19 protein-coding genes are annotated in these 23,382 nt (G+C 67.0%); 11 read left to right on the forward strand and 8 right to left on the reverse strand.

The features are described 5' to 3' along the window. The first annotated feature begins 42 nt into the window (after positions 1–42). Positions 43–1,200, forward strand: a complete 1,158-nt coding sequence (locus tag AC1RWI_RS19705; protein ID WP_236701944.1) for an ABC transporter substrate-binding protein — start codon at positions 43–45, stop codon at positions 1,198–1,200. Between the two features lie 27 nt (positions 1,201–1,227). Here the strand turns inward: AC1RWI_RS19705 and AC1RWI_RS19710 are convergent, their stop codons facing one another. Continuing rightward, complete coding sequence (locus AC1RWI_RS19710) at positions 1,228–1,983, reverse strand: TetR family transcriptional regulator (RefSeq protein ID WP_043350997.1); 756 nt, start codon at positions 1,981–1,983, stop codon at positions 1,228–1,230. Positions 1,984–2,430: 447 nt separating this feature from the next. Here AC1RWI_RS19710 and AC1RWI_RS19715 point away from each other — a divergent pair, with 447 nt between their 5' ends. From AC1RWI_RS19715 to AC1RWI_RS19735, 5 genes are all read left to right on the forward strand, one after another. Continuing rightward, on the forward strand, positions 2,431–3,663 hold the full coding sequence (locus tag AC1RWI_RS19715) for an efflux RND transporter periplasmic adaptor subunit (RefSeq protein ID WP_043350998.1): 1,233 nt from the start codon (positions 2,431–2,433) through the stop codon (positions 3,661–3,663). A gap of 30 nt (positions 3,664–3,693) precedes the next feature. Then, positions 3,694–6,846 carry an efflux RND transporter permease subunit gene (locus AC1RWI_RS19720; RefSeq protein WP_492868163.1) on the forward strand — a complete coding sequence of 1,051 codons (3,153 nt, stop codon included), beginning with the start codon at positions 3,694–3,696 and terminating at the stop codon, positions 6,844–6,846. Position 6,847: 1 nt separating this feature from the next. Continuing rightward, complete coding sequence (locus AC1RWI_RS19725) at positions 6,848–8,323, forward strand: efflux transporter outer membrane subunit (protein WP_043351004.1); 1,476 nt, start codon at positions 6,848–6,850, stop codon at positions 8,321–8,323. Between the two features lie 210 nt (positions 8,324–8,533). Continuing rightward, positions 8,534–8,992, forward strand: coding sequence for a GNAT family N-acetyltransferase (locus AC1RWI_RS19730; RefSeq protein ID WP_043351007.1), 459 nt, complete (start codon positions 8,534–8,536; stop codon positions 8,990–8,992). Positions 8,993–9,155: 163 nt separating this feature from the next. Beyond that, positions 9,156–9,887, forward strand: a complete 732-nt coding sequence (locus tag AC1RWI_RS19735; RefSeq protein WP_043351011.1) for an MBL fold metallo-hydrolase — start codon at positions 9,156–9,158, stop codon at positions 9,885–9,887. 24 nt (positions 9,888–9,911) lie between these two features. Here the strand turns inward: AC1RWI_RS19735 and AC1RWI_RS19740 are convergent, their stop codons facing one another. Beyond that, positions 9,912–10,520: a glutathione S-transferase family protein gene (locus AC1RWI_RS19740; protein WP_492868166.1), complete on the reverse strand. Its 609-nt coding sequence runs from the start codon at positions 10,518–10,520 to the stop codon at positions 9,912–9,914. 155 nt (positions 10,521–10,675) lie between these two features. Between AC1RWI_RS19740 and AC1RWI_RS19745 the strand changes: the two genes are divergently transcribed. Then, positions 10,676–11,134: an Lrp/AsnC family transcriptional regulator gene (locus tag AC1RWI_RS19745; protein ID WP_043351018.1), complete on the forward strand. Its 459-nt coding sequence runs from the start codon at positions 10,676–10,678 to the stop codon at positions 11,132–11,134. A gap of 83 nt (positions 11,135–11,217) precedes the next feature. Here the strand turns inward: AC1RWI_RS19745 and AC1RWI_RS19750 are convergent, their stop codons facing one another. The 6 genes from AC1RWI_RS19750 to AC1RWI_RS19775 form a co-directional block, all read right to left on the reverse strand. Next, a complete protein-coding gene (locus tag AC1RWI_RS19750; protein WP_043351021.1) occupies positions 11,218–12,069 on the reverse strand; it encodes an OmpW/AlkL family protein in 852 nt (283 codons plus the stop codon). Positions 12,070–12,104: 35 nt separating this feature from the next. Beyond that, positions 12,105–13,337, reverse strand: coding sequence for a DUF2957 domain-containing protein (locus AC1RWI_RS19755; protein WP_173430721.1), 1,233 nt, complete (start codon positions 13,335–13,337; stop codon positions 12,105–12,107). A gap of 381 nt (positions 13,338–13,718) precedes the next feature. Further along, positions 13,719–14,588, reverse strand: coding sequence for a DUF1571 domain-containing protein (locus AC1RWI_RS19760; protein ID WP_492868239.1), 870 nt, complete (start codon positions 14,586–14,588; stop codon positions 13,719–13,721). 283 nt (positions 14,589–14,871) lie between these two features. Beyond that, the gene (locus AC1RWI_RS19765) at positions 14,872–15,807 is read right to left on the reverse strand and encodes a TetR/AcrR family transcriptional regulator (protein ID WP_043351025.1); all 936 of its coding nucleotides are present in this window, start codon (positions 15,805–15,807) and stop codon (positions 14,872–14,874) included. 278 nt (positions 15,808–16,085) lie between these two features. Further along, the gene (locus AC1RWI_RS19770) at positions 16,086–17,681 is read right to left on the reverse strand and encodes a GMC family oxidoreductase (RefSeq protein ID WP_492868169.1); all 1,596 of its coding nucleotides are present in this window, start codon (positions 17,679–17,681) and stop codon (positions 16,086–16,088) included. A gap of 21 nt (positions 17,682–17,702) precedes the next feature. After that, entirely contained in the window at positions 17,703–18,287 is a 585-nt protein-coding gene (locus tag AC1RWI_RS19775) for a hypothetical protein (protein WP_492868171.1), read from the reverse strand. A gap of 161 nt (positions 18,288–18,448) precedes the next feature. Between AC1RWI_RS19775 and AC1RWI_RS19780 the strand changes: the two genes are divergently transcribed. The 4 genes from AC1RWI_RS19780 to AC1RWI_RS19795 all read left to right on the forward strand — a co-directional run bounded on the left by AC1RWI_RS19780 (position 18,449) and on the right by AC1RWI_RS19795 (position 23,329). Then, entirely contained in the window at positions 18,449–19,552 is a 1,104-nt protein-coding gene (locus AC1RWI_RS19780; protein WP_492868173.1) for an AraC family transcriptional regulator, read from the forward strand. Positions 19,553–19,825: 273 nt separating this feature from the next. Next, the gene (locus AC1RWI_RS19785) at positions 19,826–21,400 is read left to right on the forward strand and encodes a flavin-containing monooxygenase (protein WP_043351031.1); all 1,575 of its coding nucleotides are present in this window, start codon (positions 19,826–19,828) and stop codon (positions 21,398–21,400) included. A 55-nt stretch (positions 21,401–21,455) separates the two neighbouring features. Next, entirely contained in the window at positions 21,456–22,370 is a 915-nt protein-coding gene (locus tag AC1RWI_RS19790) for an SDR family NAD(P)-dependent oxidoreductase (protein WP_043351033.1), read from the forward strand. Next, on the forward strand, positions 22,367–23,329 hold the full coding sequence (locus AC1RWI_RS19795; protein WP_043351036.1) for an alpha/beta fold hydrolase: 963 nt from the start codon (positions 22,367–22,369) through the stop codon (positions 23,327–23,329). Before AC1RWI_RS19790 ends, AC1RWI_RS19795 begins: the two co-directional genes overlap by 4 nt. Positions 23,330–23,382: the final 53 nt, after the last annotated feature.

Here is a 23,382-nt window from a genome sequence, read left to right on the forward strand (position 1 = left end):
CCGTCCCCCTTGCCCTTTCCCTTGCCTTTCACGCCTGCCCCCATGGTTGCCGAACCACCAGCAAGCTGGCACCGGCGGCGTGTCCTGGCCGGCGCCGCCGCGGCCACGCTGGCGGGGCTGAGCCATGGCGTGGGTGCCCAGGCCTTGCCGCCGGTGCCGGCGGGCTATCCGGCAAGCTACGCCGAGATCATCGCGCGGGGCGTGCAGGAAGGCTCGGTCAACGTGCATGCCTCCACCGACGTGGAGATCGCGCGGCCGCTGCTGGCCGCGTTCGAGGCACGCTACCCTGGCATCAAGGTGCGCTATCAGGACCTCAACACGCTGGAGCTCAACGGCCGCTTCCTGGCCGAGAGCGCCGCGCTGGGCGCGGGCCAGGTGGGCGGCCCCGACTACGCCGATGTGCTGTGGAGCACGGCAATGGACCTGCAGATCAAGCTCGTCAACGATGGCCATGCCCTGCGCTACCCCTCGCCCGAGCGGGCCGGCCTGCCGGCGTGGGCCGCCTGGCGTGACGAAGCCTGGGGCACCACCTTCGAGCCCGCCGTGATCGTCTACAACCGGCGCCATTTTGCCGGCATGCGCACGCCGCGCAGCCGCACCGGACTGGCGCGCCTGCTGCAGGAAAACACGCCGCGCTGGCGCCAGCGGGTGGTGACCTACGATGTGGAAAAGTCCGGGGTGGGTTACCTGCTGGCGCAGCAGGACGCGCGCATGGGGGGGGAGTTCTGGTATCTGGCCCAGGCGCTGGGGCGCTGCGGCGTGCAGTTGTCCGCGTCCACCGCGAGCATGATCGAGCGCATCGCCTCCGGCGAATTCGTGCTGGGCTACAACCTGCTGGGTTCGTACGCGTTGTCGCTGATGGAGCGCGGGGCGCAGATCGATGTCATCGCGCCGCGCGACTACACGCTGGTGATGTCGCGCGTGGCCTTCATCGCGCGCCGCGCGCCGCATCCCAACGCGTCCCGGCTATGGCTGGATTTCCTGCTCTCGCGGGCGGGCCAGACGTTGCTGGGGCAGAGCGCCTCGCAGCTCTACACGATCCGCACCGACACCGACAGCGAGCACACCGCCGCGGCGCTGTCGGAGCGGCTGGGCTACGCGCTCAAGCCGATCAGCGTCGGCCCCGGCCTGCTGGCAGCGCAGGACACGCTGCGCAAGCGCAATTTCCTGGCGCGCTGGCGCGAGGCCGTGCGCGGCTGAGCGGCTCGCGCGCCGCCCGCGGCGAGATCAGCCGGGCAGCGCTTTGGTGGCGAGTGCTTGCGCAGCCTGCCCGGTCTCGGCCTTCTTCTTGGCTTCCTGGCACATCGAGGCAACTTCTTCCTCCAGCTTGGGCACGGGACGCGCCACATAGCCCTGGCGCAAGGCCGGCGAGAACTTGAGGGTGTCGATGAAGGCATCGGCCACCCGCTCGGCATTGGTCTCGAGATCGAAATCCTCGGGGGCGAACAGCCAGTGCGACAGCATGCCGCCAATCGAGGCGTGGAACACATTGACGGCCAGGTCCAGGTCGAGGTCGGCCGGCAATTGCCCGCGGTCGACAGCCATGCGCAGGTGCTCGCGCATCTTCACCGTGCCCTCCTGGTGCGACTGGCGCTGCCGCTCGAAGATGGCGCCGTTGTCCGCCACCATCTCGCACTTGTGGAAAACGATCTCGAACACGCGCCGCCACTGCGGGTTTTCCACGGTCTGGCGCATCACAAAGGCGCAGATGTCGCGGATGCTGCCAAGCGGGTCTTCCTGGCTGGCGATGCGTCCCGGCTCGCACAGGGCCTCTAGCGGCAGGTGGACGCGGTCGGACATCGCGGCGAAGACATCGCTCTTGTTCTTGAAATGCCAGTAGATGGCGCCGCGCGTCACGCCGGCCGCCTCCGCAATATCGGCTAGCGAGGGGCGGGCAACGCCACGGGCGTGAAAAACCGCCTCGGCCGCGTCGAGAATGCGATGGCGTGTTTCAAGCGCCTCTTCCTTGGTGCGTCGGACCATGATGTTCTCTGCTGCCGGCCACGAAGGACCGGTCTGGTTTTGTCTCCCTGAGTGCTGGCGGTGAAGCCCGCCTTGCACTTTGCGCGCCACGCTGGCGCGTTAGGACGTGGTTTATATAGAGCGGCCATCGCCGCGTTGCAACAAGTTCTTACATACATGCTTGAATGTATATATAATACGCGTTCGCCTGACTTTCGGCCAGCCCATCGGCGTGATGGGCTGGCAGACGGCGGCGCGCACCTCTGCACGGTTCACGCTGCCATGTCGGCATGTCGTTACTAATTTGCAACCTTTCGTCGCATGTGCCACGTCAGCGTTGCAAATTGTGGCTAGCATTACTCTTTTTGCCCGCCTCTGTGCCATCTGCCAGCGGTGGGCCGCGCCGTATCCGGATACGACACCGGGAGCGCATGCGGCCGATCTCAAATTGCCATCATGGGGTTATCGATGAGGAAGTCCCAACGTATCACTTGCGTTGCCGCTGCCGTGTTGTCGGCGCTTGCGCTGTCCGCCTGCGGCGAAAAGAAGCCGCAGGGCGGCGCCATGCCGCCGCCGGAAGTGGGTGTCGTTACCGTCACGCCTACGACCGTTTCTGTTATCAATGAACTGCCGGGCCGCCTCGAAGGCGTGCGCACCGCCGAAGTACGGGCGCGGGTTTCCGGCATCGTGCTGTCCCGCAACTACACGGAAGGCGGCGAGGTCAAGGCAGGCCAGTTGCTGTTCAAGATCGACCCGGCGCCCTACCAGGCACAACTCGAGTCGGCCAAGGCCAGCCTTGCCCGCGCCGAAGCCAACGCCGTGGCAGCCCGCCAGAAGGCCGAGCGCTACAAGCCGCTGGTCGCCGTCAATGCGGTGAGCAAGCAGGAATACGACGAAGCCGTGGCGGCCGCGGGCCAGGCCACCGCCGATATCGCCTCGGCCAAGGCTGCCGTTAGCACCGCCCAGATCAACCTCGGCTACACCGCCGTCACCGCGCCCATCAGCGGCCGCGTGGGCCGCGCGCTGGTGACCGAAGGCGCGCTGGTCGGCAGCGGCGAAGCCACCAAGCTGACCACGGTCGAGCAGGTCGACCCGATCCGGGTGACTTTCACCCAGCCCGCGAGCGAAGTGATGAAGCTGCGCCGCGCCATCGAGAGCGGCAAGGTCAAGGGCGTCGACGGTGGCGCCCGCGTCCATCTGTTCATCGAGGACGGCCGCGAGTACGAGCAAACCGGCAAGCTGCTGTTCTCGGACATGACGGTTGACCCGACCACCGGCGCCATCACGCTGCGCGCGCAGTTCCCCAACGCCAAGCGCGAGCTGCTGTCGGGCACCTTCGTGCGCGTCAAGATCGAGCAGGGCGTGGACGAAAACGCGCTGACCGTGCCGCAACGCGCGCTGATCCGCAATGCGCAAGGCGCATCGGTGATGGTGGTGGGCAGCGACGGCAACGTCGCGGCAGTGCCGGTCAAGGCGCCCCAGGCCATCGGCGAGAGCTGGATCGTCACCGAGGGCCTCAAGGGTGGCGAGAAGGTGATCGTCGAGGGCTTGCAGAAGGTCAAGGTCGGCGCGCCCGCCAAGGCCGTGCCGTTTGTCTCGAAGACCGCCGCCGCCTCGGCTCCCGACGCGCAGCCCGTCGCCAGCGGAGCCTCGGCTCCTGCCGCGGTGGCCGCTGACAAGGCCGACGCCAAGCAGGGCTAATCACAGCGCAATTCGAAGGGAGCCAGTGCTATGGCCAAGTTTTTTATTGACCGGCCGGTGTTCGCGTGGGTGCTCGCGCTGATCATCGTGCTGGGGGGCTTGCTGTCGGTGGTGCAACTGCCGATCGCCCAGTACCCCAACATCGCCCCGCCGACGATCTCGGTCACGGCGACCTATCCGGGCGCATCCGCCAAGACGCTTGAAGACTCGGTCACCACGGTGATCGAGCAAGAGCTCAACGGTATTCCCGGGCTGCTTTACTACAACTCCACCAGCGAAGCCACCGGCCTGTCGACGATCACGATCGCCTTCCAGCCGGGCTCCAACATCGACCTGAACTCGGTCGAGGTGCAGAACCGCCTCAAGCGCGTGGAAGCGCGCCTGCCGGCGGAAGTGCGCCAGCAGGGCGTGCGCGTGGACAAGGCCGGGAACAACTACATGATGTTCCTGACGGTCACGTCCAAGTCCGGGCAGGCCGACGCCATCCAGTTGGGCAACTACATCTCGTCCAGCGTGATCGATTCGATCCGCCGCGTGCCGGGCGTGGGCCAGGCCGACCTGTTCGGCACCGAGTACGCCATGCGCATCTGGGTGGACCCGGCCAAGCTGACCGGCTTCAACCTCACGCCGCAGGACGTCACCGCCGCCATCTCGGAGCAGAACGTCCAGGTCGCCGTGGGCGAGCTGGGTGGCACGCCGTCGCCCAAGGGCACGGAGCTCAACGCCACCGTCACCACCGAGAGCCGCCTCACCACGCCGGAGCAGTTCGCCAACATCCTGCTGCGCACGAACCCGGACGGCTCCTCGGTGCGCATCAAGGACATCGGCCGCGTCGAACTCGGCGGCGCCGACTACTCCACGCTGGCCCGTACCAACGGCAAGGCGTCGGCGGCCATCGCCATCAAGCTGGCCCCGAGCGGCAACGCCCTGGCCACCGCCACCGCGGTGCGCGCCAAGATGGAAGAGCTCTCCAAGTTCTTCCCGGCCGACTACCAGTACACCGTGCCTTACGACACGTCGGCCTTCGTCAAGATCTCGATCGAGGAAGTGATCAAGACCCTGGTCGAAGCCGTGGTGCTGGTGTTCCTGGTGATGTACCTGTTCCTGCAGAACATCCGCGCGACCATCATCCCGACGGTGGTGGTGCCGGTGGCCCTGCTGGGCACCACGGGCATGCTGCTGGCCTTCGGCTTCTCCATCAACGTGCTGACGATGTTCGGCATGGTGCTGGCGATCGGTATCCTGGTGGACGATGCGATCGTGGTGGTGGAAAACGTCGAGCGGATCATGAGCGAGGAAGGACTCTCGCCACGCGACGCCACGCGCAAGGCCATGGGCCAGATCACCGGCGCCATCGTCGGCATTACGCTGGTGCTGACCGCGGTGTTCATCCCGATGGCGTTCTTCTCGGGCTCGGTGGGTAACATCTACCGCCAGTTCTCGCTGTCGCTGATCGCGTCGATCGCGTTCTCGGCGCTGCTGGCCTTGACGCTCACGCCGGCGCTGTGCGCCACCTTGCTCAAGCCGGTCGAGGCTGGCCACCACCACGAGAAGAAGGGTTTCTTCGGCTGGTTCAACCGCACCTTCGCGCGCGCCGCCACCGGCTACCAGAGCATGGTGGGCCGCATCCTGGCGCGCGCCGGACGCTACCTGATCATCTACGCCCTGATCGTCGTCGGCATGGTGGTGCTGTTCAAGCGCCTGCCCTCCTCCTTCCTCCCCGAGGAAGACCAGGGCTACATGATCACGGTGGTGCAGCTGCCCAACGGCGCCACCCAGGAACGTACCATCGGCGTGCTCAAGCAGATCGAGGACTACTACCTGCAGAAGGAATCCAAGGTGGTGGACCAGATGATCACCGTGGCGGGCTTTTCCTTCTTCGGCCGCGGCCAGAACGGCGGTATCGCGTTCGTGCGCCTGAAGGACTGGAAGGATCGCACCGGCAAGGACGAGACCGCGCAGGCACTGGTTGGCCGGGCGTTTGGTGCGCTGTCCTTCATCAAGGACGCCATCATCTTCCCGCTTAACCCGCCGGCGATCTCCGAGCTGGGCAACTCCTCGGGCTTCGACTTCCGCCTGCAGGACCGCACCGGCCAGGGTCACGCCAAGCTGATGGAAGCGCGCAACATGATGCTCGGCATGGCCGCGAAGAATCCTGCGCTGGTGGGGGTTCGCCCCGAAGGCCAGGAAGACGCGCCGCAGCTGCAGATCGACATCGACCGCGAGAAGGCACGCACGCTGGGTGTTTCGGTGGCTAATATCAACTCGACGCTGGCCATCGCGTTCGGCTCTTCCTACGTCAACGACTTCATCTACGAAGGCCGTGTGCGCAAGGTGATCGCCCAGGCGGAAGGCAACGACCGCAAGCTGCCCGACGACCTGACCAAGCTGCGCGTGAAGAACAGCAACGGCGACATGGTCGCGTTCGCTGCCTTTGCCACTTCCAAGTGGATCATGGGCTCGCCGCGCCTGGAGCGTTACAACGGCTTGCCGGCGGTGAAGATCGCTGGCCAGGCCGCTCCGGGACGCAGTACCGGCGAAGCCATGAAGATCATGGAAGACAACTTTGCCAAGCTGCCGCCGGGCTTCGGCTTCGAGTGGTCGGGCCAGTCTTATGAAGAGCGCCTGGCCGGTTCGCAAGAGCCGATGCTGTACACGCTGTCGCTGATCATCGTGTTCCTGTGCCTGGCCGCCCTCTACGAGAGCTGGTCGATCCCGGTCGCGGTGCTGCTGGTGGTGCCGCTCGGCGTGCTCGGCGCGCTGCTCGGCGTGACCCTGCGCGGCATGCCCAACGACGTGTACTTCAAGGTGGGCCTGATCGCGACGATCGGCCTGTCGGCGAAGAACGCCATCCTGATCGTGGAATTCGCCAAGGATCTGCAGGCCCAGGGCCGCAGCGTCATCGACGCTACGCTCGAGGCCGTGCACCTGCGGTTCCGCCCGATCCTGATGACCTCGATGGCCTTTATCCTGGGCGTGCTGCCGCTGGCGATCGCCAGCGGTGCGGGCTCGGGTGGCCAGCGCGCCATTGGTACCAGCGTGATCGGCGGCATGATCACCGCCACGGTGCTGGCGATTTTCCTGGTGCCGGTGTTCTTCGTGGTGATCCGTAGCCGCTTCAAGGGCAGCAAGCGCGAGCAGATGCTGAACGAGCAAGGGCTCGAACCCAAGGAAGGAATCTGACATGACAAAGACACTGACCACGCTGTTGCTGGTGGCGGGCGTCCTCTCGGGTTGCACACTGGCACCCGTTTATGAACGCCCTGCCCCGCCGGTGGCCACCAGCTTCCCGGCCGCGCCGGAAGGCTACGCGGCCGCCGAAGTGAAGACCGGCGAAACCCGCCGGGCGAGCGAGATCGGCTGGCGCGAGTTCTTCCGCGACCCGCGCCTGCAAGTGCTCATCGCGACTTCGCTGGAGAACAATCGCGACCTGCGTACCGCCGCGCTGCGCATTGAGGAAGCGCGCGCGCTGTACCAGGTGCAGCGCGCCGATCTGCTGCCCACGGTGAACGCCACCGGCGGTTTCAACCGCTCGCGTACCCCCGCCATGCAGTCGGCCACCGGCAAGCCCTACGTCTCCCAGTACTTCCAGGCGGGCGTCGGCGTCACTTCGTTCGAGCTGGACTTCTTCGGCCGCGTGCGCAGTCTGTCCAACGCGGCGCTGTCGCAGTACTTCGCCACCGAGGAAGCACGTCGTTCCGCGCAGATCTCGCTGGTCTCAGAAGTCGCGCAGGCCTACCTGTCCGAGCGCTCCTTCGCCGAGCAATACGAGCTCGCGCAGAACACGCTGAAGACGCGCGAGTACACGCTGAGCCTGGCCAAGCAACGCTTCGATGCGGGCGCCACGTCGGCGCTGGACCTGCGCGACAACGAATCGCTGGTGGCGCAGGCGCGCGTTTCCGCCGCGCAGCTGGCGCGCCAGCGTGCGCAGGCGCAGAACGCGCTTGAGGTGCTGGTGGGCAAGCCGCTTGGCACCATCGAGAACCTGCCCGCCCCGATGCGCCTGTCGGACGAGCGCATCATCAGCGACATCCCGGCAGGACTGCCGTCGGACCTGCTCGAGCAGCGTCCCGACATCCGCCAGGCCGAGCAGTTGCTGCGCTCCGCCAACGCCAATATCGGCGCGGCGCGCGCGGCGTTCTTCCCGCGCATCACGCTCACCGCCAATGCTGGCGCGATCAGCCCGACCTTCTCGAGCCTGTTCGACTCCGGTACCGGCGCGTGGTCGTTCGCACCGCAGCTGGTGCTGCCGATCTTCGACTACGGCCGGAACCTGTCCAACCTGGACCTGACCAACGTGCGCAAGAACATCCAGATCGCCAACTACGAGAAGACCATCCAGACGGCCTTCGCGGAAGTGGCGGATGCACTGGTGGCGCGCGGCACGCTGGAAGAGCAGGTGACCAGCCAGGAGCAGGTGCGCAATGCCGAAGCGGCGCGCTACGAGTTGTCGACGATGCGCTTCAGGAATGGCGTGGCCAGCCAGCTGGACCAGCTCGACTCGCAGCGTCAGCTGTTCGCAGCCGACCAGGCCCTGATCCAGGCGCGGCAACTGCGCCTGAACAATGCCATCGACCTGTACCGGTCGCTTGGCGGCGGCCTGAGCGAGACCGGTCCGGTGGCCTCGGCGGACGTCAAGCCGGCAGTGACCACGCAGTAAGGCAGAAGGGTTCGTCCTGCCATCCGGTGCGGCCTGCCCGGATGGCCTCGAAGCGAAGCGCCAACAGCGCTTCGCTTTTTTCATTGCACGGCTTGGTGCCATGGCGCAGGCGGGAATTTCTCCGAATCGCAATGCACTGCGTTAGGATGGCGGTGTGCGCCGCGCAGATGTTTCTCCCACCATCCACACAAATCCCCAAGGAAGCCCGCCATGGAAATCCGCCCGCTTGGTGCCGATGATGTCGAGCTGGTCTGCCGTCATCGCGAGGCCATGTTCCGCGAGGCCGGGCGCAGCGAGGAGGTCCTGCAGGCCATGACGCAGCAGTTCCGGCCATGGCTTGTGCCGCGCCTGCGCGATGGCAGCTACTTCGGCTTCGTGCTGGTGGACCAGGGCCAGCCGGTGGGTGGCATCGGCCTGATGGCGATCGACTGGCCTCCGCATCCGGCCCATCCCATGCAGGACAAGCGTGGCTACGTGCTGAACGTGTATGTGGAGGCAACGCATCGCAAGCAGGGGCTGGGGCGCCGCCTCATGCAGCTGGCGGAAGACGAGTTCGCCCGGCGCGACCTGCAGTACGCGATCCTGCACGCCACCGAGATGGGCCGGTCGCTGTATGTCGCGCTGGGCTGGCATGCCACGAGCGAGATGGCGAAAGCCCTGCGCGCGTAGCGGGCTAGCCGTCCCGGCACCCCCGATCTTGCGCGCTCGAGCGCCCGATGCGCAGCCCGGCCAAGCAAAAGGTGCCATGCCTGTGGCGTTGCAGTGACTAGAATGAAGCAGGCCGGCGCCGCCGGCCGGGTCCACGCGCCCAGACGATTTCCAGGAGACAACGATGACCGTCACCAACGCCCGGTCGGGCACCAACGTCCACGAAATCGCGCACGGGATCTATCGGATCAATACCCCGGTCCACATCGACGGGGGCCCGGGCGGCTTCTCCTTCAACCAGTACCTGATCGTCGACGACGAGCCGCTGTTGTTCCATACGGGGCTGCGCAAGATGTTCCCGCTGGTGCATGAAGCCGTGGCCAGCGTGATCGCACCGGCCCGGCTGCGCCATATTGCCTTTTCGCACGTGGAAGCCGACGAGTGCGGCTCGCTCAATGAATGGCTGGCGGCAGCGCCCCACGCATCGCCGCTGTGCGGCACCGTCGCCGCCATGGTGTCCGTCAACGACCTGGCCGACCGGCCCGCGCAGGGCCTGGCGGACGGGCAAGCCGTGCCGCTTGGCCACCATACCGTGCGCTGGTTCGATACGCCGCACTTACCGCATGCCTGGGAGTGCGGGCTCATGATGGAGGAGCGCACCGGCACCTTGCTCTGCGGCGACTTGTTCAGCCAGGGCGGTGCCGAGCTCCCGTCCCTGACCGAAGCCGACATCCTCGGGCCGAGCGAAGCATTCCGGCGCGGCATGGATTACTTCTCCCACACGCCGAACGCCGGCGCCATGCTGGAACGCATGGCGCTGCTGCAGCCGACCACCCTGGCCTGCATGCATGGCAGCGCCTGGCGCGGCGACGGCGCCGGCCTGCTGCGCGCGCTCGCCCAGGCTCTAGCGAACTAAGCACGGCTGGCGCGCGACGGTGGATCAGGTCTGCGGCGTGTCCCTGAACACGGCAAGGCGTTCGGCGGCGGCGCTGAACGCCGCCAGCGCAGGATACGCTGACGCCTCGACGCAGGCGGGCAGCATCAGCTGCATGAAGCTCCACGCCACGGCGGCGGTTACGTCGGCCTGCGTGAGCAAGCGCTCGTCCGCGGCAAGCGCGGCCCCCGCCAGTTCTGTTTCCAGCGCCGCGCAGGCGGCATGCAACTGTCCCTGTACGCGCTCGATCCACGGCTCATGCTGCTTTTCCGCCGGGCGCAGGTTGCGCTCATAGACGATCTGCACCGTCTTCTCGCACGCCGCCAGCGCCAGGCCGATCACGCGCAAGGCATGCTGGCGCGGCTCGGGCTGCGCGGGCATCAGGCTGCGCGTGGCCAGCGTCTCGGCGTAGTCCAGGATCAGGCCGGACTCCATTAGCACCACGCCGTTGTCGCAAACCAGGGTGGGCGCCTTCACCACGGGATTGATCGCGCGAAACTGCTCGAACGTGCTGAACACCGAGACTGCCCGATGCTCGAATGGCAGGTCCAGCAGCCGCAGCGAGATGGCCACGCGGCGCACATAGGGTGAGTCGAGCATGCCGATGAGTTGCATATTGCCTCCGGAAGGATGTCGGGCTGCGCATTGCGCCGCACTGAGTTCCAGCATAATCGCAACACGCCATCGCCATGAATGGCAAGGCATCGGAAATCGGCACCGCGCACCGATGAATCATCGGCGGCGCGCAACAGGTGCCATGGGAGACTGGGATGGAGCTGGACAAGAAAGACCGACTGATCCTGGAGGCGCTGCAGGCCGATGCCCGCCAGAGCCTGGCGGCGCTGGGCAAGCGCATTGGCTTGTCGCAGCCGGCCATGAGCGAGCGCGTGCGCAAGCTGGAGGACGCGGGCGTGATCGAAGGCTACGGCGCGCGGGTGAACCTGCGCGCGCTGGGCGTCGGCCTGCAGGCGATCATCCATATCGAGACCACGCACGCCTATATCCAGAAATATGTGAAGCTGTTCGAGAGCATGCCCGAAGTGCTGAGCGCCGATCGCGTGACCGGTGCGCATTGCTTTATCGTGCGTTGCGCCATCGCCGATCCTGCCGACCTGGAGCACGTGGTCGACACGCTCGCGGCCCACGGCTCGGTGACCACATCGCTGGTGCTCTCAAGCCCCGTGCGCAAGACCGTGACGGTACCGGCCGTCAGAGTTCGAATACCTTGATCTAGTGCTGGTTTGCTCCCCTCTCCCACTCGTTGTGAGAGAGGGAGTGACAGCCCTCGTCCTCGCAAGCGGCTTTGACCCCGTCAGAATTTATACGTCGCCGCCACGAACATGATCAGCGGGTTCGGGCTGATGGTGGCCTTGGAGGTGGACAACACCGTGCCGTCGGACGCCCTGATGATCATCGATGACGTCGTCTTGAGCGGAATGTAGGTGACCGATGCGCTCAGGCCCCACTGATCCGTGATCGCAAAGGAGCCGCCGATGTTGAACACCGGCGCGAACGAATTCGACGCCTTGGCCTCCACCGAAGTCGGCCCAGGCTTGCCGGCGCCGGCGGCCAGCGTGGCGCCCAGGTTGTTGTTGACCGAGGCGGCGAACGCCGGGTTGAGCTCGATGTTGGTGAAGAAGTTGTACGACACACCGATGCCAAGGAAAGGACGCACGCGCGCGGTAGGCTCGAAGAAGTGGTACTGCACCATCGTCGCCGGACTCCACTGGCGTGCGCTGGTGATGATCGGGTTCAGGCCGGGGTCGCCAAGCGGCTGCTGCCCCAGCGCGCCCGCCGGGCCCGGCGGGATCAGGTTGCCGTGGCCGTAGAGCTTGAACTTGGGCGGAATGCCGCCCACCGCCGTGAGCGCGATGTGGTCCGTGAAGAAGTGGCTGAAGGTCAGCCCCAGCGTGTCCGCGTTGGATGTGCTGATGCTGCTGCCCGGCGCCGTGAATGACGACGGCAAGCCCAGCGGGCCATTGATGGGCGCATCGATCACGCTGGTGGTGAACGGGCTGCTGTTGCCGCTGGTGTTGATGTGGAACCAGCCGGCAGCGACGACGTTGTCGCCGGCTTTCTGTGCATGGGCACTGGGCATGCCGCCCAGCCAGGCGAGCGCGGCGATCAGCAATGGCGCTGCCAAACGAAAGGCATTCTTCGTCATCTTGTCTTCCCGGGATAAGTTGGATTGCATGGCCGTCATTGCACGAAGGCGCCGATGGTGAAGTACGGGCCGGCGCTGCGCGACTCGAGGAAACCGAACACGCCGCCGGTGAAGATGAACTTGCCGGTGGGGCTGCCCGCCGCGCCATCCTTGCGTGTGGTGGTGACCACGCCGGCCAGCTGCTGCGAGAAGTCCAGCTTGAGCGCCGTGGCGAGCGAGGCGTCCGACGGGTGGAACGGGTCGAGCATGGCCGCGTCCGCCGCCACCAGCGCGGTGGTGCGGTAGTCGAAGTTGCTGTCCACGCCGACGTACTCGCCGTTGACCGTGCCCTGCGTCACGGCGATGGCCGGCGCCATCATGCCGATGCCGATCTCGTCGTCGGCGCCCAGTGCCATGCCGTTGGTGAGCGAGCCGTTGGCGTAGCCCACCCGGATCATCACCGGGACCAGCTGGCCGCGCAGCTTGCCCACGATCAGGTATGCGCGGCCCAGCGTGGCGCCGAGCGTGGGCGGATCGATCTCACCCTTGTAGTTGGCCGACATCAGGCTGCCGTTGGCCTGCGGCACAAAGCTCTTGCCCTTTTGCGAGCAGGTGCCGCCCGTCTTGTTGTCGCACACCTGGAACGAGCCGTCGGCCGCCAGCGCCATGCGGTAGTCCTGCGCCACCGTCTGGAAGTTCTTCGACGGCACCTCGTGAAAGCCGTAGCCGTTGTACTGGCCGGCGATCTTGGTGAGGTCGGTTTCGGTCTGCGCGAAGCCGATGAACTGGAAATACGGGAAGGTGGTGTCCGGCACCGCGCCCGCACCCAGGACACCATTGAACTGGATGCGCGCACCGGGAATGGTGCCGCCCGCCACGCCGTCGCCAACGAACAGCCGCGCCGGGCGATTCGGGTCCAGGCTCGCGCCATTGAGCTGGAACGCGCACTGGTTGAGCTTGTCGGTGGGCAGGCCTGTTTCCTGCGACAGCGTGCCCGTCATCACGTTCTGGCCGCCGGTGGTGTCGCTGCGGGTCGGCAGGACCGTGCCCGTGGTGCGCGGCACCGAGGAGTCGAGGAAGGTCACTTGCCAGGTCTTCCTGGTGGTGTCGATCTGCACCTTGACCAGTTCCCCAGAGCCGGTGCCACCGGTGAAGGTGGTGGTGTAGTCGAGCGCCGCGGGACACAGCCGCACCGGTACGGCCGGGGCGGAGCTGGTGCTCGCGGCAGAACCGCCACCGCCGCTGCCGCTGCCACCACCATCGCCTCCGCCGCCGCACGCGGCAACCATCGCGGCACCAAGCAGCGCCGCGCCGTAGCGCAGGAGCCGCTGCCCATGATGATTCCTCCACGGCGTACGCTGCCGATCCTGCCGGTGCTGCAAAGGATGCTGATGCATGATGCTTGTCTCCTGAAGCGCTGTGTCGCGCGTGGTGCCGCTTTTTTCTCTTGCGTGCCGCTATGCGTGGCAACGCATCGTCCTTTTCGGTGCAGCGACTCTCGCTGCCGAGGCAAGCGAGCGTCAATAGAGTGCGCGTTCCAAACATGGCGCGCCGTGCCCTCGCCACCGCTGCGCAAGCGCTCGCGCCGTTTGTTCAAACTGCTGTGCGTGTGCTCGCGCAAGCGGATTCAAACGCGCGCGGCGCTGCCTGTCGGGCACGGTGATGCAACATCAGAACTTGTAGTCGCCGTTTTTCGCATCGAAGGCGCTCGCGTCGAAGGTCTTGCGCACCGCCTTTTCGAAGACAATCTTCTCGACCATGTTGCCCTCGGCATCCCAGGCGGTTTCCGCGCGTGGCCAAGGGTTCTTCAGGTCCAGCATCAGCTGCACGCGCTTGGCGTAGTAGCGTGGCGCACCGGCCGGCAGGTCCCAGGTGAGCGCGACCATGCGCGTGCCCTGCTCCTGCACGATGTCCGCGCGCGTGAACTTCTCCGTGAGCCCGGCGGCGCGCAGCGACCTGGCATCGCGCTCGAGCATCGACACCACGTACTGGAAGCCCAGGTCGCGCACCGTGTGGTTGGACTGCGCGCGCGCGATGGTGCCGTCGAGCGCGATCCACATCGAGGTGAAGCCCAGCATGCCGCCGAGGTGGCCGTACATCGCATCCTTGCGCTGCGTCTCGTCATAGATGATTTCCTGGCCAGCCTGGCTGCCGCCCGGCAGCCACTTCGCATAGAGCTGGCGCGGTGCGTGGCGGTAGCGGATCATCATGCGCGCGGGCTGGTCTTGCCACTGGCCGTTGAGGCGCTCCTGGCGCGTCATCCAGTACTCGTACTCGGGGTAGCGGTTCATCTCGGTCCTGGCCCACAGCAGCGCGGCCTCGGGCTGCAGCGCGTTGATGGCCGCGAGCAGTTGCTCGTCGGGCAGCTTCGCCAGTTCACCGCTGGCGATCTGCCTGGACAGCAGCGCGGCTTGCTGCTGTGCCGTGAGCCCCTCGTAGGCGGTGCCGGCGAGGCCCTGTGGCTGCGGTTGTGCGAGCGCCGGCAACGCGAGCGCGAAGATGAAGGCGAAGGCGGCTGCGAGATGGCGCAGCAAGGGCAATGGTTTTCTCAATGCGGATGCAGATGCGGATGCGGGTGCGCCAAGCGCATGGGAATACAAGGCTTTCACGATGCGGATCTCCTGTTGTGGCGTCGGCCCGCGCGCAGAACGCGGGCGACGGCGGTCCACCGCGTGCGCCGGGCGCACGCGTGGTGTCGTTGAGAACGGAATGCCTGAGTGCGGATCGCTGCGGAAATGCCGGGCCAAGGACGGCCGGATGCCTGGCGCAAGCGGGGCTCTCGCTACTCGGGTTCCTGGAGGCGGCCAGGCCCGCGCCGGCTGTCTAGGTTCTGGAGCGGGTACGCATCCAGTCGTCGAGCGGATTGCTCGGGAAGACGATGGGGTGCTCGCGCGCGCCGCGTACCGCCATGCTGGTGACGGCGGCGCGTGTCGCGCCCTCGTTGCGTGCCGCGCGGCGTGTCTTGCGCACGGCAACGGAAAGGGTGTCGGCGCGTTGCGCCTGTTCTGCCGCCAGCGCACTGAGCGCGGCTTGCCCGGCATGCTCCTCGGCATGCTGGGTCTCACCGATCTGGAACACGTCCTGCAGCGCGCACAGTTGCTGGCTGGCGGGCACGGGTGCCTTGAGCGCGGCCACCACCATCGCGCTCAACTGGGCGAGCACGTGCGCGTCGCTCAGCGCCTTGCCTTGCGTGAAGGCCGGCAGCAGGTTGCCAAGCTCGTCGCCGGCCAGCACACCGGCCAGCGCCTTGAGCGCAAAGTTCAGGCGCCAGCCCAGTTCTTGCGGCGGGATCTCGGGCAGCGCGCGGGCGAAGGCATCGGAGAAGCGGCCGAACACCGGCGCGTAATGGCTGAGCAGATACGACTGGATGAATGGCGAGGTATCGGAATACACGCGCCCCAGCAGCCGCAGGAACGACGGGCCGCCCACTTCGGGCTCGCGCGCCATTTGCAGCGCGGGCACGAAGAGCGCACCCATCACGTGTTCGCAGCGGATCTGCGCGCCCGGCCAGCGTGCCTCGCAGGCATCGAGCAGCGCCAGGCGGCGCGTGTTGAGCGGATCGAGCCGGCGGCCCAGGACCGCCTGCATCATGATGTCTTTACTGCGGAAGTGATAATTGACCGCGGCCAGATTGACGATCGCGCGCGATGTCACTTGCCGTAGCGAGGTGCCTTCGTAGCCAACCTCGATGAACAAGCGTTCGGTGGCGTCCAGAATGCGGGCCTTGGTGTCTCCTGCCGTGCCTTTCCCGGTCTTCATAGGGGGCGTCTCTCTTATGGTCATGCCGTACAACCCCAGCAAAACTCCACACACTGCAGCAGCTCCCTGCTCTGACGGCAAACGGATGCTTGAAACAGATGTACGGAGCCTAGCGAGCGCTGCGCGCGTTTCACAAGTGCATTTTTGGAGCGTTGCCTCTAACCGGATTTGATTGTGCCCGCATGCCGCGCGCGCCATGCCGGATTTTGCTTCCCTGCTAAAGGGGGGGCGGGCCCTGCGGGCCAAGGCCCGGCGCCGCGCGCAGCGGCGAGCGGCACTCATCGGGCCAGCTGCCCTGCCAGCGCCTGGGCATTCTGCGCGCTGAGTGCAAAAACAGACAGTTGCGGATTCGCCCCTATGCTGGTCGGAAACACGGAGCCGTCCAGCACCGACAGGTTGGCCAGCTGGTGATGGCGGCCATGGCTGTCGACCACCCCGCCCTGCGGCTCGTCGCTCATGGCGCAGCCGCCCATCAGGTGCGCGGTAAACAGCGCGGCGCGGAACTTGGCCAGCGCCAGCGTGGCGATACCCTGCCTGGCTTGGGCCCAGCTGTCGTAGTACGGCGCGTCCAGGTGGGCCGGGCGCACCCGCAGCGCGCCCGCGGCGAACTGCGCCTCGGCCATGCTCAGCCACGCGCGCCGCATGCCGTCCCAGACATAGTCGCTGATGTCGTAGTCGAGCACCGGGCTGCCATCGTCGGCAAGGCGCACGCGCCCGCCTTCGCTCTGTGCAACAAAGCCATCGCGCAGCAGCGCCAGCATGGCGTTGGTATGCGGCAGCGCGGCCATGTCGGCGCGCAGCGCCTCGCCCACCTGATTGAACACGCCCGCGCTGATGCCGGGGAACAAGGGCGGCACTTCCAGCTTGTAGCCCATCGCGCCGGTGGCGCCATCCTTCCACTGGAAGTGATCGGAGGCGATCGATTGCGGCGCGCCGTAGTACGGGTCGACCTGTTCAGGCATCACCGCCACGCTCAGGTTGACCGGATGGATGAAGGTGCGCACGCCGACCCGCTGATAGGGGTCCGGCACGCGCGAGCGCAGCAACAGCGCCGGCGTGTTGATGGCGCCGCCGGCCGCCACGTAGTGCCGCGCGCGCACGGTCACCGCGATGCCCGAAGGCGTGCGGCCATCGGCACCCAGCGCTTCGCCGGCAAGCGTGGTGACCGTCTTGCCGTCATGCTCCAGCGCGCGCACCCGCACGCGGTGGAGCAGCGTGGCGCCTTTGGCCAGCGCGGCGGGGATGGTCGAGACCAGCATCGATTGCTTGGCGTTGACCGGGCAGCCCAGCCCGCAATAGCCGGAGTTCCAGCAGCCTTTCACATTGCGCGGGATCACGTGCGACTCCCAGCCCAGCTTGTCGCAGCCGCGCTTGAGCACATCGTTGTTGTTGTTCGGCGGCATGCCCCACGGCGCCACCGACAGCCGTGCCTCCATGCGCTCGAACCACGGTGCCATGTCCGCGGCGCTGTGGCCGCTCACCGCGTGGTGCGCGGCCCAGTGCGCCAGCGTTTGCCTTGGCGTGCGAAAGCTCGACGACCAGTTCACCGTCGTGCTGCCGCCCACCGAGCGCCCTTGCAGGATGGCGATGGCGCCATCGGACGTGGCGCGCGCCGCGCCCTCCTGGTACAGCTCGCGATAGGCGCGGCCCTCGTCCATGTCCTTGAAGCTGTCGGAGGTGCGCAGCGCACCTTCCTCCACCAGCACCACGCGCAGACCGGCTTCGCTGAGGATCTCGGCGGCCACGCCGCCGCCGGCGCCGCTGCCGGCAATGACCACGTCGGCGTCGAGCGAAAGCGGCGCGGTCAGCGCGGCGCCGTCCACCACGTTCCAGCCGGCGGCGATGCCGGCACTGTAGATATCGGGAATGGCCATGAGTGACTCGCGTATTGGATTTCAGGCGTGCAGCGCACGAAAGACCGTGGGATTGGGGCCGGGATAGCCGCTGCCCGCCCACGCCGCCGGCAGCAGGTAGTAGCCCACGCTGCTGAGCTTGACCAGCACCACGGCGCCGGCATTCAAGGTGGCGAAGCGGCTGGCGCGCCAACGTGCGAGAAAGTGGCGCACCTGCTGCGTGTCGGTCTGCTTCCAGTCCCGGCTCACGCCGGCGAGTGCCCAGCGCAACGGCCCGATGGCGAGCAGGTCGAGCAGCTTGCGCAGTTCCGCGCGCGCGTTGGCATCCATGGCGGCGCATGTGGCGTCGACATTGCGCACGGCCTGGCCGAGCTGTAGCTCGCGCGGGCCGCGCTCGCGCTCGGCAAGCTCCGCCACCACGGCGGGCAGCAAGGCGGTGAACAACGCCACGTCGCCGTCGCGCAGGAACCGCATGCCGGTGGCGGGTTGCTTGTGCGCGGGCGAGCAGCCGGACAATGCCGGGACCAGGCTGGCGCATGCGAGTGCGGCGGACAAGCCAAAGCCAATCTTGAGAAAGCCGCGCCGCGACAACGCGCACGCGGGCGGCTCGGTGGCTGGGGTGTGCATGGTGTGTCTCCTTTTTTGCGCTGATCCGTCTGCTTGCGGGTGCATTGCGCGGGCGTCGCGCAGGCATTGCGATTCGGCGTTGCCGATACCCCGCATTGACGCTCGCCGCAGTTTGGATAAAGATCGGGCCCCGGTCTTGATCCCGCATGACAGGTGATTTGATGCCACGCGCCAACGCGGCGCCCCCCGCCGCTGCTGTCACCGACATCGCCAGCGCTGCTTATGGCGTGCAGACGCCCGGCACCGTGTCGCTGCCCTACCTGCGCACCGTGCTCGACTACGGCGAGGTCGCCGGCATCACGCCGGCCGACCAGCTCGTGCTCGCAGGGCTCGATCCCGCCTTGCTCGACAGCGCGGCTGGCCCCGCCACGCGCATCGGCGTTGCGCACTACCTGACGCTGCTCGACGCGCTGGAGCGCGCCGCCGGCGATCCGCTGGCGGGCCTGCACGCGGGCGCGGCGTTCCGGCCGCGCCACTATGCCGAGATGGGCTACGTGGTGCTGACCACGCCCACTGTGCGCGAGGCCATCCTGCAGGGCATCCGCTACGAGGTGCTGGCCAACGATATCGGCCGCACCCGCCTGCATGAAACGCCGCAGGGCGCGTGGATGACGTGGGAGGCGCAGCACGGCCCGCTGTCGCGCCACGCGCACGAACTGCACATGGCCACGTGGATCTGCTTTTCCCGCTGGCTGCTGGGCGAGGGCTTCTTTGCCGAGCGCATCGAGTTTCCCCACGCGCCGCCACCCGGTGGCCACGCTGGCGATTACGCGCAGGTCTTCGGCTGCCCGGTGGCATTCAACGCCGGCCGCCACGCCATGCACATCGATTGCGCACTGCTGGCGCGCCCTTCGATGCAGGCCGATGCGCAAATGCAGACACAGATGACGCGCATCGCCCAGGCCCAGCTGCGCGCGCTGGAGGCGGACGGCGCTGGCGAGATCGCGCAGGCGCGTGCCTTTATCAGCGCAGCGCTGCATCGGGGCGAGGTGCCGATCGCGGCGGTGGCAGCGCACCTGCGCTTGCCGGTGCGCACGCTGCAGCGGCGGCTGCAGGCGCAGGGGCTGAACTACTCCGCGCTGGTCGACGGGGTGCGCCGCGCGCAGGCCGAGCACCACCTTGCCGACCCCGCCATCAGCCTCGCCCAGCTGGCCATGCTGCTCGGTTTTTCGGAGCAGAGCGCGTTCAGCCATGCGTTCAAACGCTGGACGCAGGAAACCCCGAATGCCTGGCGCAAGCGGTTGCTGGGCCGCGCGCCGGGATAGCCACCGCCGCCTTTCGGCAATATCTGGCAGATGGGAGTCGGTTTCAAACGCAGCGGTGGGTACGCCCTCCGGTGCGGGAAATCGCGCTTTTTCCCCGTTTTATGCGCTCAAATCACCACTAAAATCCGTTAAAAATTAGAAGAACGATTCAAATCTCCGTGTTGACCCGGGGCGCTGGCGTACCTACGATGACATTCATCAATGTCACAATCAATGATGTTGCGACGCAATACGGCATGCCGCCGTGCACGCCCGCGACACGAGAGACAGCTTATGAATGCGCCAGCAGACCTGCCCCCGGAGTTATCCACAGCCCAGCCATCACCGGAGGGCCCCGGCCCCACCGAGCACGTCGATATCGCCATCATCGGCACCGGCTTTGCCGGACTGGGCATGGCGATCCGCCTCAAGCAGGCAGGCTTGCATGACTTCGCGCTGTTCGAGAAGGCTGCCTCGGTGGGGGGCACATGGCGCGACAACCACTATCCGGGCTGCGCCTGCGATGTGCAGTCGCATCTGTACTCGTTCTCCTTCGCGCCCAACCCCAACTGGTCGCGCATGTTTTCACCGCAACCGGAGATCCGCGCCTACCTGGAGCGCTGCACCGATCAGTTCGGCCTGCGCCCCCACCTGCGCCTGAACCACGAACTGCGCCGCGCCGCGTGGGACGACGCCAACGGCACGTGGCAGCTCGACATGGCCGATGGCAAACGCGTGCAGGCTCGCGTGCTGGTGTCGGGCATGGGCGGCCTGAGCCGGCCGGCGTATCCCGATATCCCAGGCCTGGCGCGCTTTCGCGGCGAGGCGTTTCACTCGCAGCACTGGAACCATGACTACGCGCTGGCGGGCAAGCGCGTGGCGGTGATCGGCACTGGCGCCAGCGCCATCCAGTTCGTGCCGCGGATCGCGCCGCAGGTGGCGCACCTGGACCTGTTCCAGCGCACGCCGCCGTGGATCATGCCCAAGCCCGATCGCAAGGTGTCGGCCGCCGAGCGCTGGCTGTTTGGCCGCCTGCCGCTCACGCAAAAGCTCATGCGCACCGGCATCTACTGGGCGCTGGAGTCGCGCGTGCTTGGCTTCGTGGTGCATCCCAAGCTGATGACGGTGGTGGCGCGCATCGCGCGCCGCCATATCAAGCGGCAGATCGCCGATCCCGCGCTGCGTGCCACCGTCACGCCGGACTACACCATCGGCTGCAAGCGCGTGCTGATCTCCAACGACTATTACCCCGCGCTGGCGCGCGCCAATGTGGATGTGGTGACGCACGGCATCGACCACGTGGAGGAAGACGCCATCGTGATGCGCGACGGCACCCGCCGCCAGGCGGACTGCATCATCTTTGGCACCGGCTTTCACGCCACCGACCCGATTCCGCGCGGCGCCATCCTCGGCCTGCGCGGCGCCGACCTGCTCGACGCCTGGCGCGATGGCGCCGAGGCGTACCTGGGTACCACCGTGGCCGGCTTCCCCAACTTGTTCCTGGTGGTGGGGCCCAACACCGGCCTGGGGCATAGCTCGATGGTGTTCATGATCGAGTCACAGGTGAACTACATCCTCGGCGCGCTCAAGGCCATGGGCCAGCAGCGTGTGCAGGCCATCGACGTGCGCCCGCCCGCGCAGCGCGACTACAACGCCGGGCTGCAGCGCAAGCTGGCGGGCGCGGTGTGGTCGGAGGGCGGCTGCGTGAGCTGGTACCTCGACCCCAAGACCGGCAAGAACACCACGCTGTGGCCCGGGTTCACCTGGCAGTTCCGCCGCGCCACCGCACGTTTTCGCATGGCCGACTACGAGGTCCGTGCGCTGACAGCCAACGCAGCCAGCGCAGCCAACCGGGCCATCGAGGCGTGAGCGCGTTGCGTGCCCGGCCGCGAACCAGACCAGAAGAACACCGAGGAGACACCGCATGAAGGATTTCAAGAACAAGGTGGCCGCCATTACCGGCGCAGGCTCCGGCATGGGCCGCTCACTGGCGCTCGCGCTAGCGCGCGAAGGCTGCCAGCTGGCGCTGTCGGACCGCAATGAAAAAGGCCTCGCGCAGACGGTGGCCGAGGTCATGCGCGCAGCGCCGGGCCTGGTTTTCACGCAGCACTGCGTGGATGTATCGGACCGTGCCGCGATGTATGCCTGGGCCGAGCAGGCCGCGCGCGCGCACGGGCGCATCAACCTGATTTTCAACAACGCTGGCGTGGCGCTGTCGAGCACCATCGAGGGCATGAGCTACGATGACCTCGAATGGATCATGGGCATCAACTTCTGGGGCGTGGTGCATGGCACCAAAGCGTTCCTGCCCTACCTGAAGGCCAGCGGCGAAGGCCACGTGATCAATACGTCGAGCATCTTCGGCATCTTCGCGCAGCCCGGCATGAGCGGCTACAACGCGAGCAAGTATGCGGTGCGCGGCTTTACGGAATCACTGCGCCAGGAGCTCGACATGCAGGCATGCGGCGTGTCCGCGACCTGCGTGCACCCGGGCGGCATCAAGACCAATATCGCGCAGGCCAGCCGAATCTCCGCGAACGTCACCGGCTTCCTGGTGCACGACGAGCAGCAGGGCCGCGACGAGTTCGAGAAGTACTTCATCACCACGGCGGACAAGGCCGCGCGCGTGATCCTCAACGGCGTGCGCCACAACCGCCGCCGCGTGCTGATTGGCCCGGATGCGGTTGCCGCCGACATGATGGCGCGCTTGCTGCCGGCGGCCTACCAGAAGCTGGTGGTGTTCGACGCGCGCCGCAAAGGCCCGCTCGGCAAGCCCGCCGCGGGCGTGCCCAGCACGGTGCCGGCCAAGGCCAGCGGCAATGGCGGAGATGCGCAATGAACCGCGTCGCCATGCCGGCGGACAGCCGCCTCTCGCAGCCACCTGGCGCGCTCACGCGCTGGTTCGGCCAGGGCCGCGTCGGGCTGTTCAGCCTGTCGCGTGAAACGCTCGCCAGACGCTATGCGCTGCCCGCCTCGCGCTGGGTGCAGGTCATGGGCACGCTGGTGCATTACACCGATGAAGGCGTGCCCGGCGGCGAGCCGCTGCTGCTGATCCATGGCTTCGGCGCCTCGCTGCACACCTGGCAAGGCGTGCTGCCTGCGCTCGCGCAACACTATCGCGTGCTGCGCGTGGACCTGCCGCCCTTTGGCCTGACCGGGCCGTTGCGCGATGCGCGCGGGCGCATTCTCACCATGGATGTGGATACGTACCGCCGCTTCATCGACGCCTTCTGCGACGCCATCTACCTGCAGCGCGCCAGCGTCATCGGCAACTCGCTGGGCGGCCTGATCGCATGGGACATGGCCGCGCGCCATCCCGGGCGCGTCGACAAGATGGTGCTGATCGATGCCGCCGGTTTCCCGATGAAGCTGCCGCTCTATATCGCGCTGTTCAACCACGCGCCGGTGCGCTGGTCGGCGCCGTGGCTGCTGCCGGAGTGCGTGATCCGCGCTGCCACGCGCGATGTCTACGGCGATGCCTCGCGGGTGGACGAAGGCACCTTCCGCCGCTATGTCGATTTCTTCTACGCCGAGGGCAGCCGCGAAGCGGTAAGCCGCATGGTGCCCAAGCTGGATTTCGACGCGCTCGACACGCAAGCGCTCAACGCCATCCGCTCGCCCACGCTGGTGCTGTGGGGCGAGCGTGACCGCTGGATCCCGCCGGCACATGCGCAAGCCTTTGCCGAGCGCATCCCGGGCGCGCGGCTGCAGCGCTACGCGGGCCTGGGCCATATCCCGATGGAAGAGGATCCGCAACGCGTGGCGGCGGACCTGCTGCCTTTTCTCGACGCGCGCTGAGCCCGCTGTTGCAACACCCGATGCACCCGACGCACCCGACGCATTCCACGAAT

This window comes from Cupriavidus sp. MPR-AND1C (assembly GCF_058809705.1).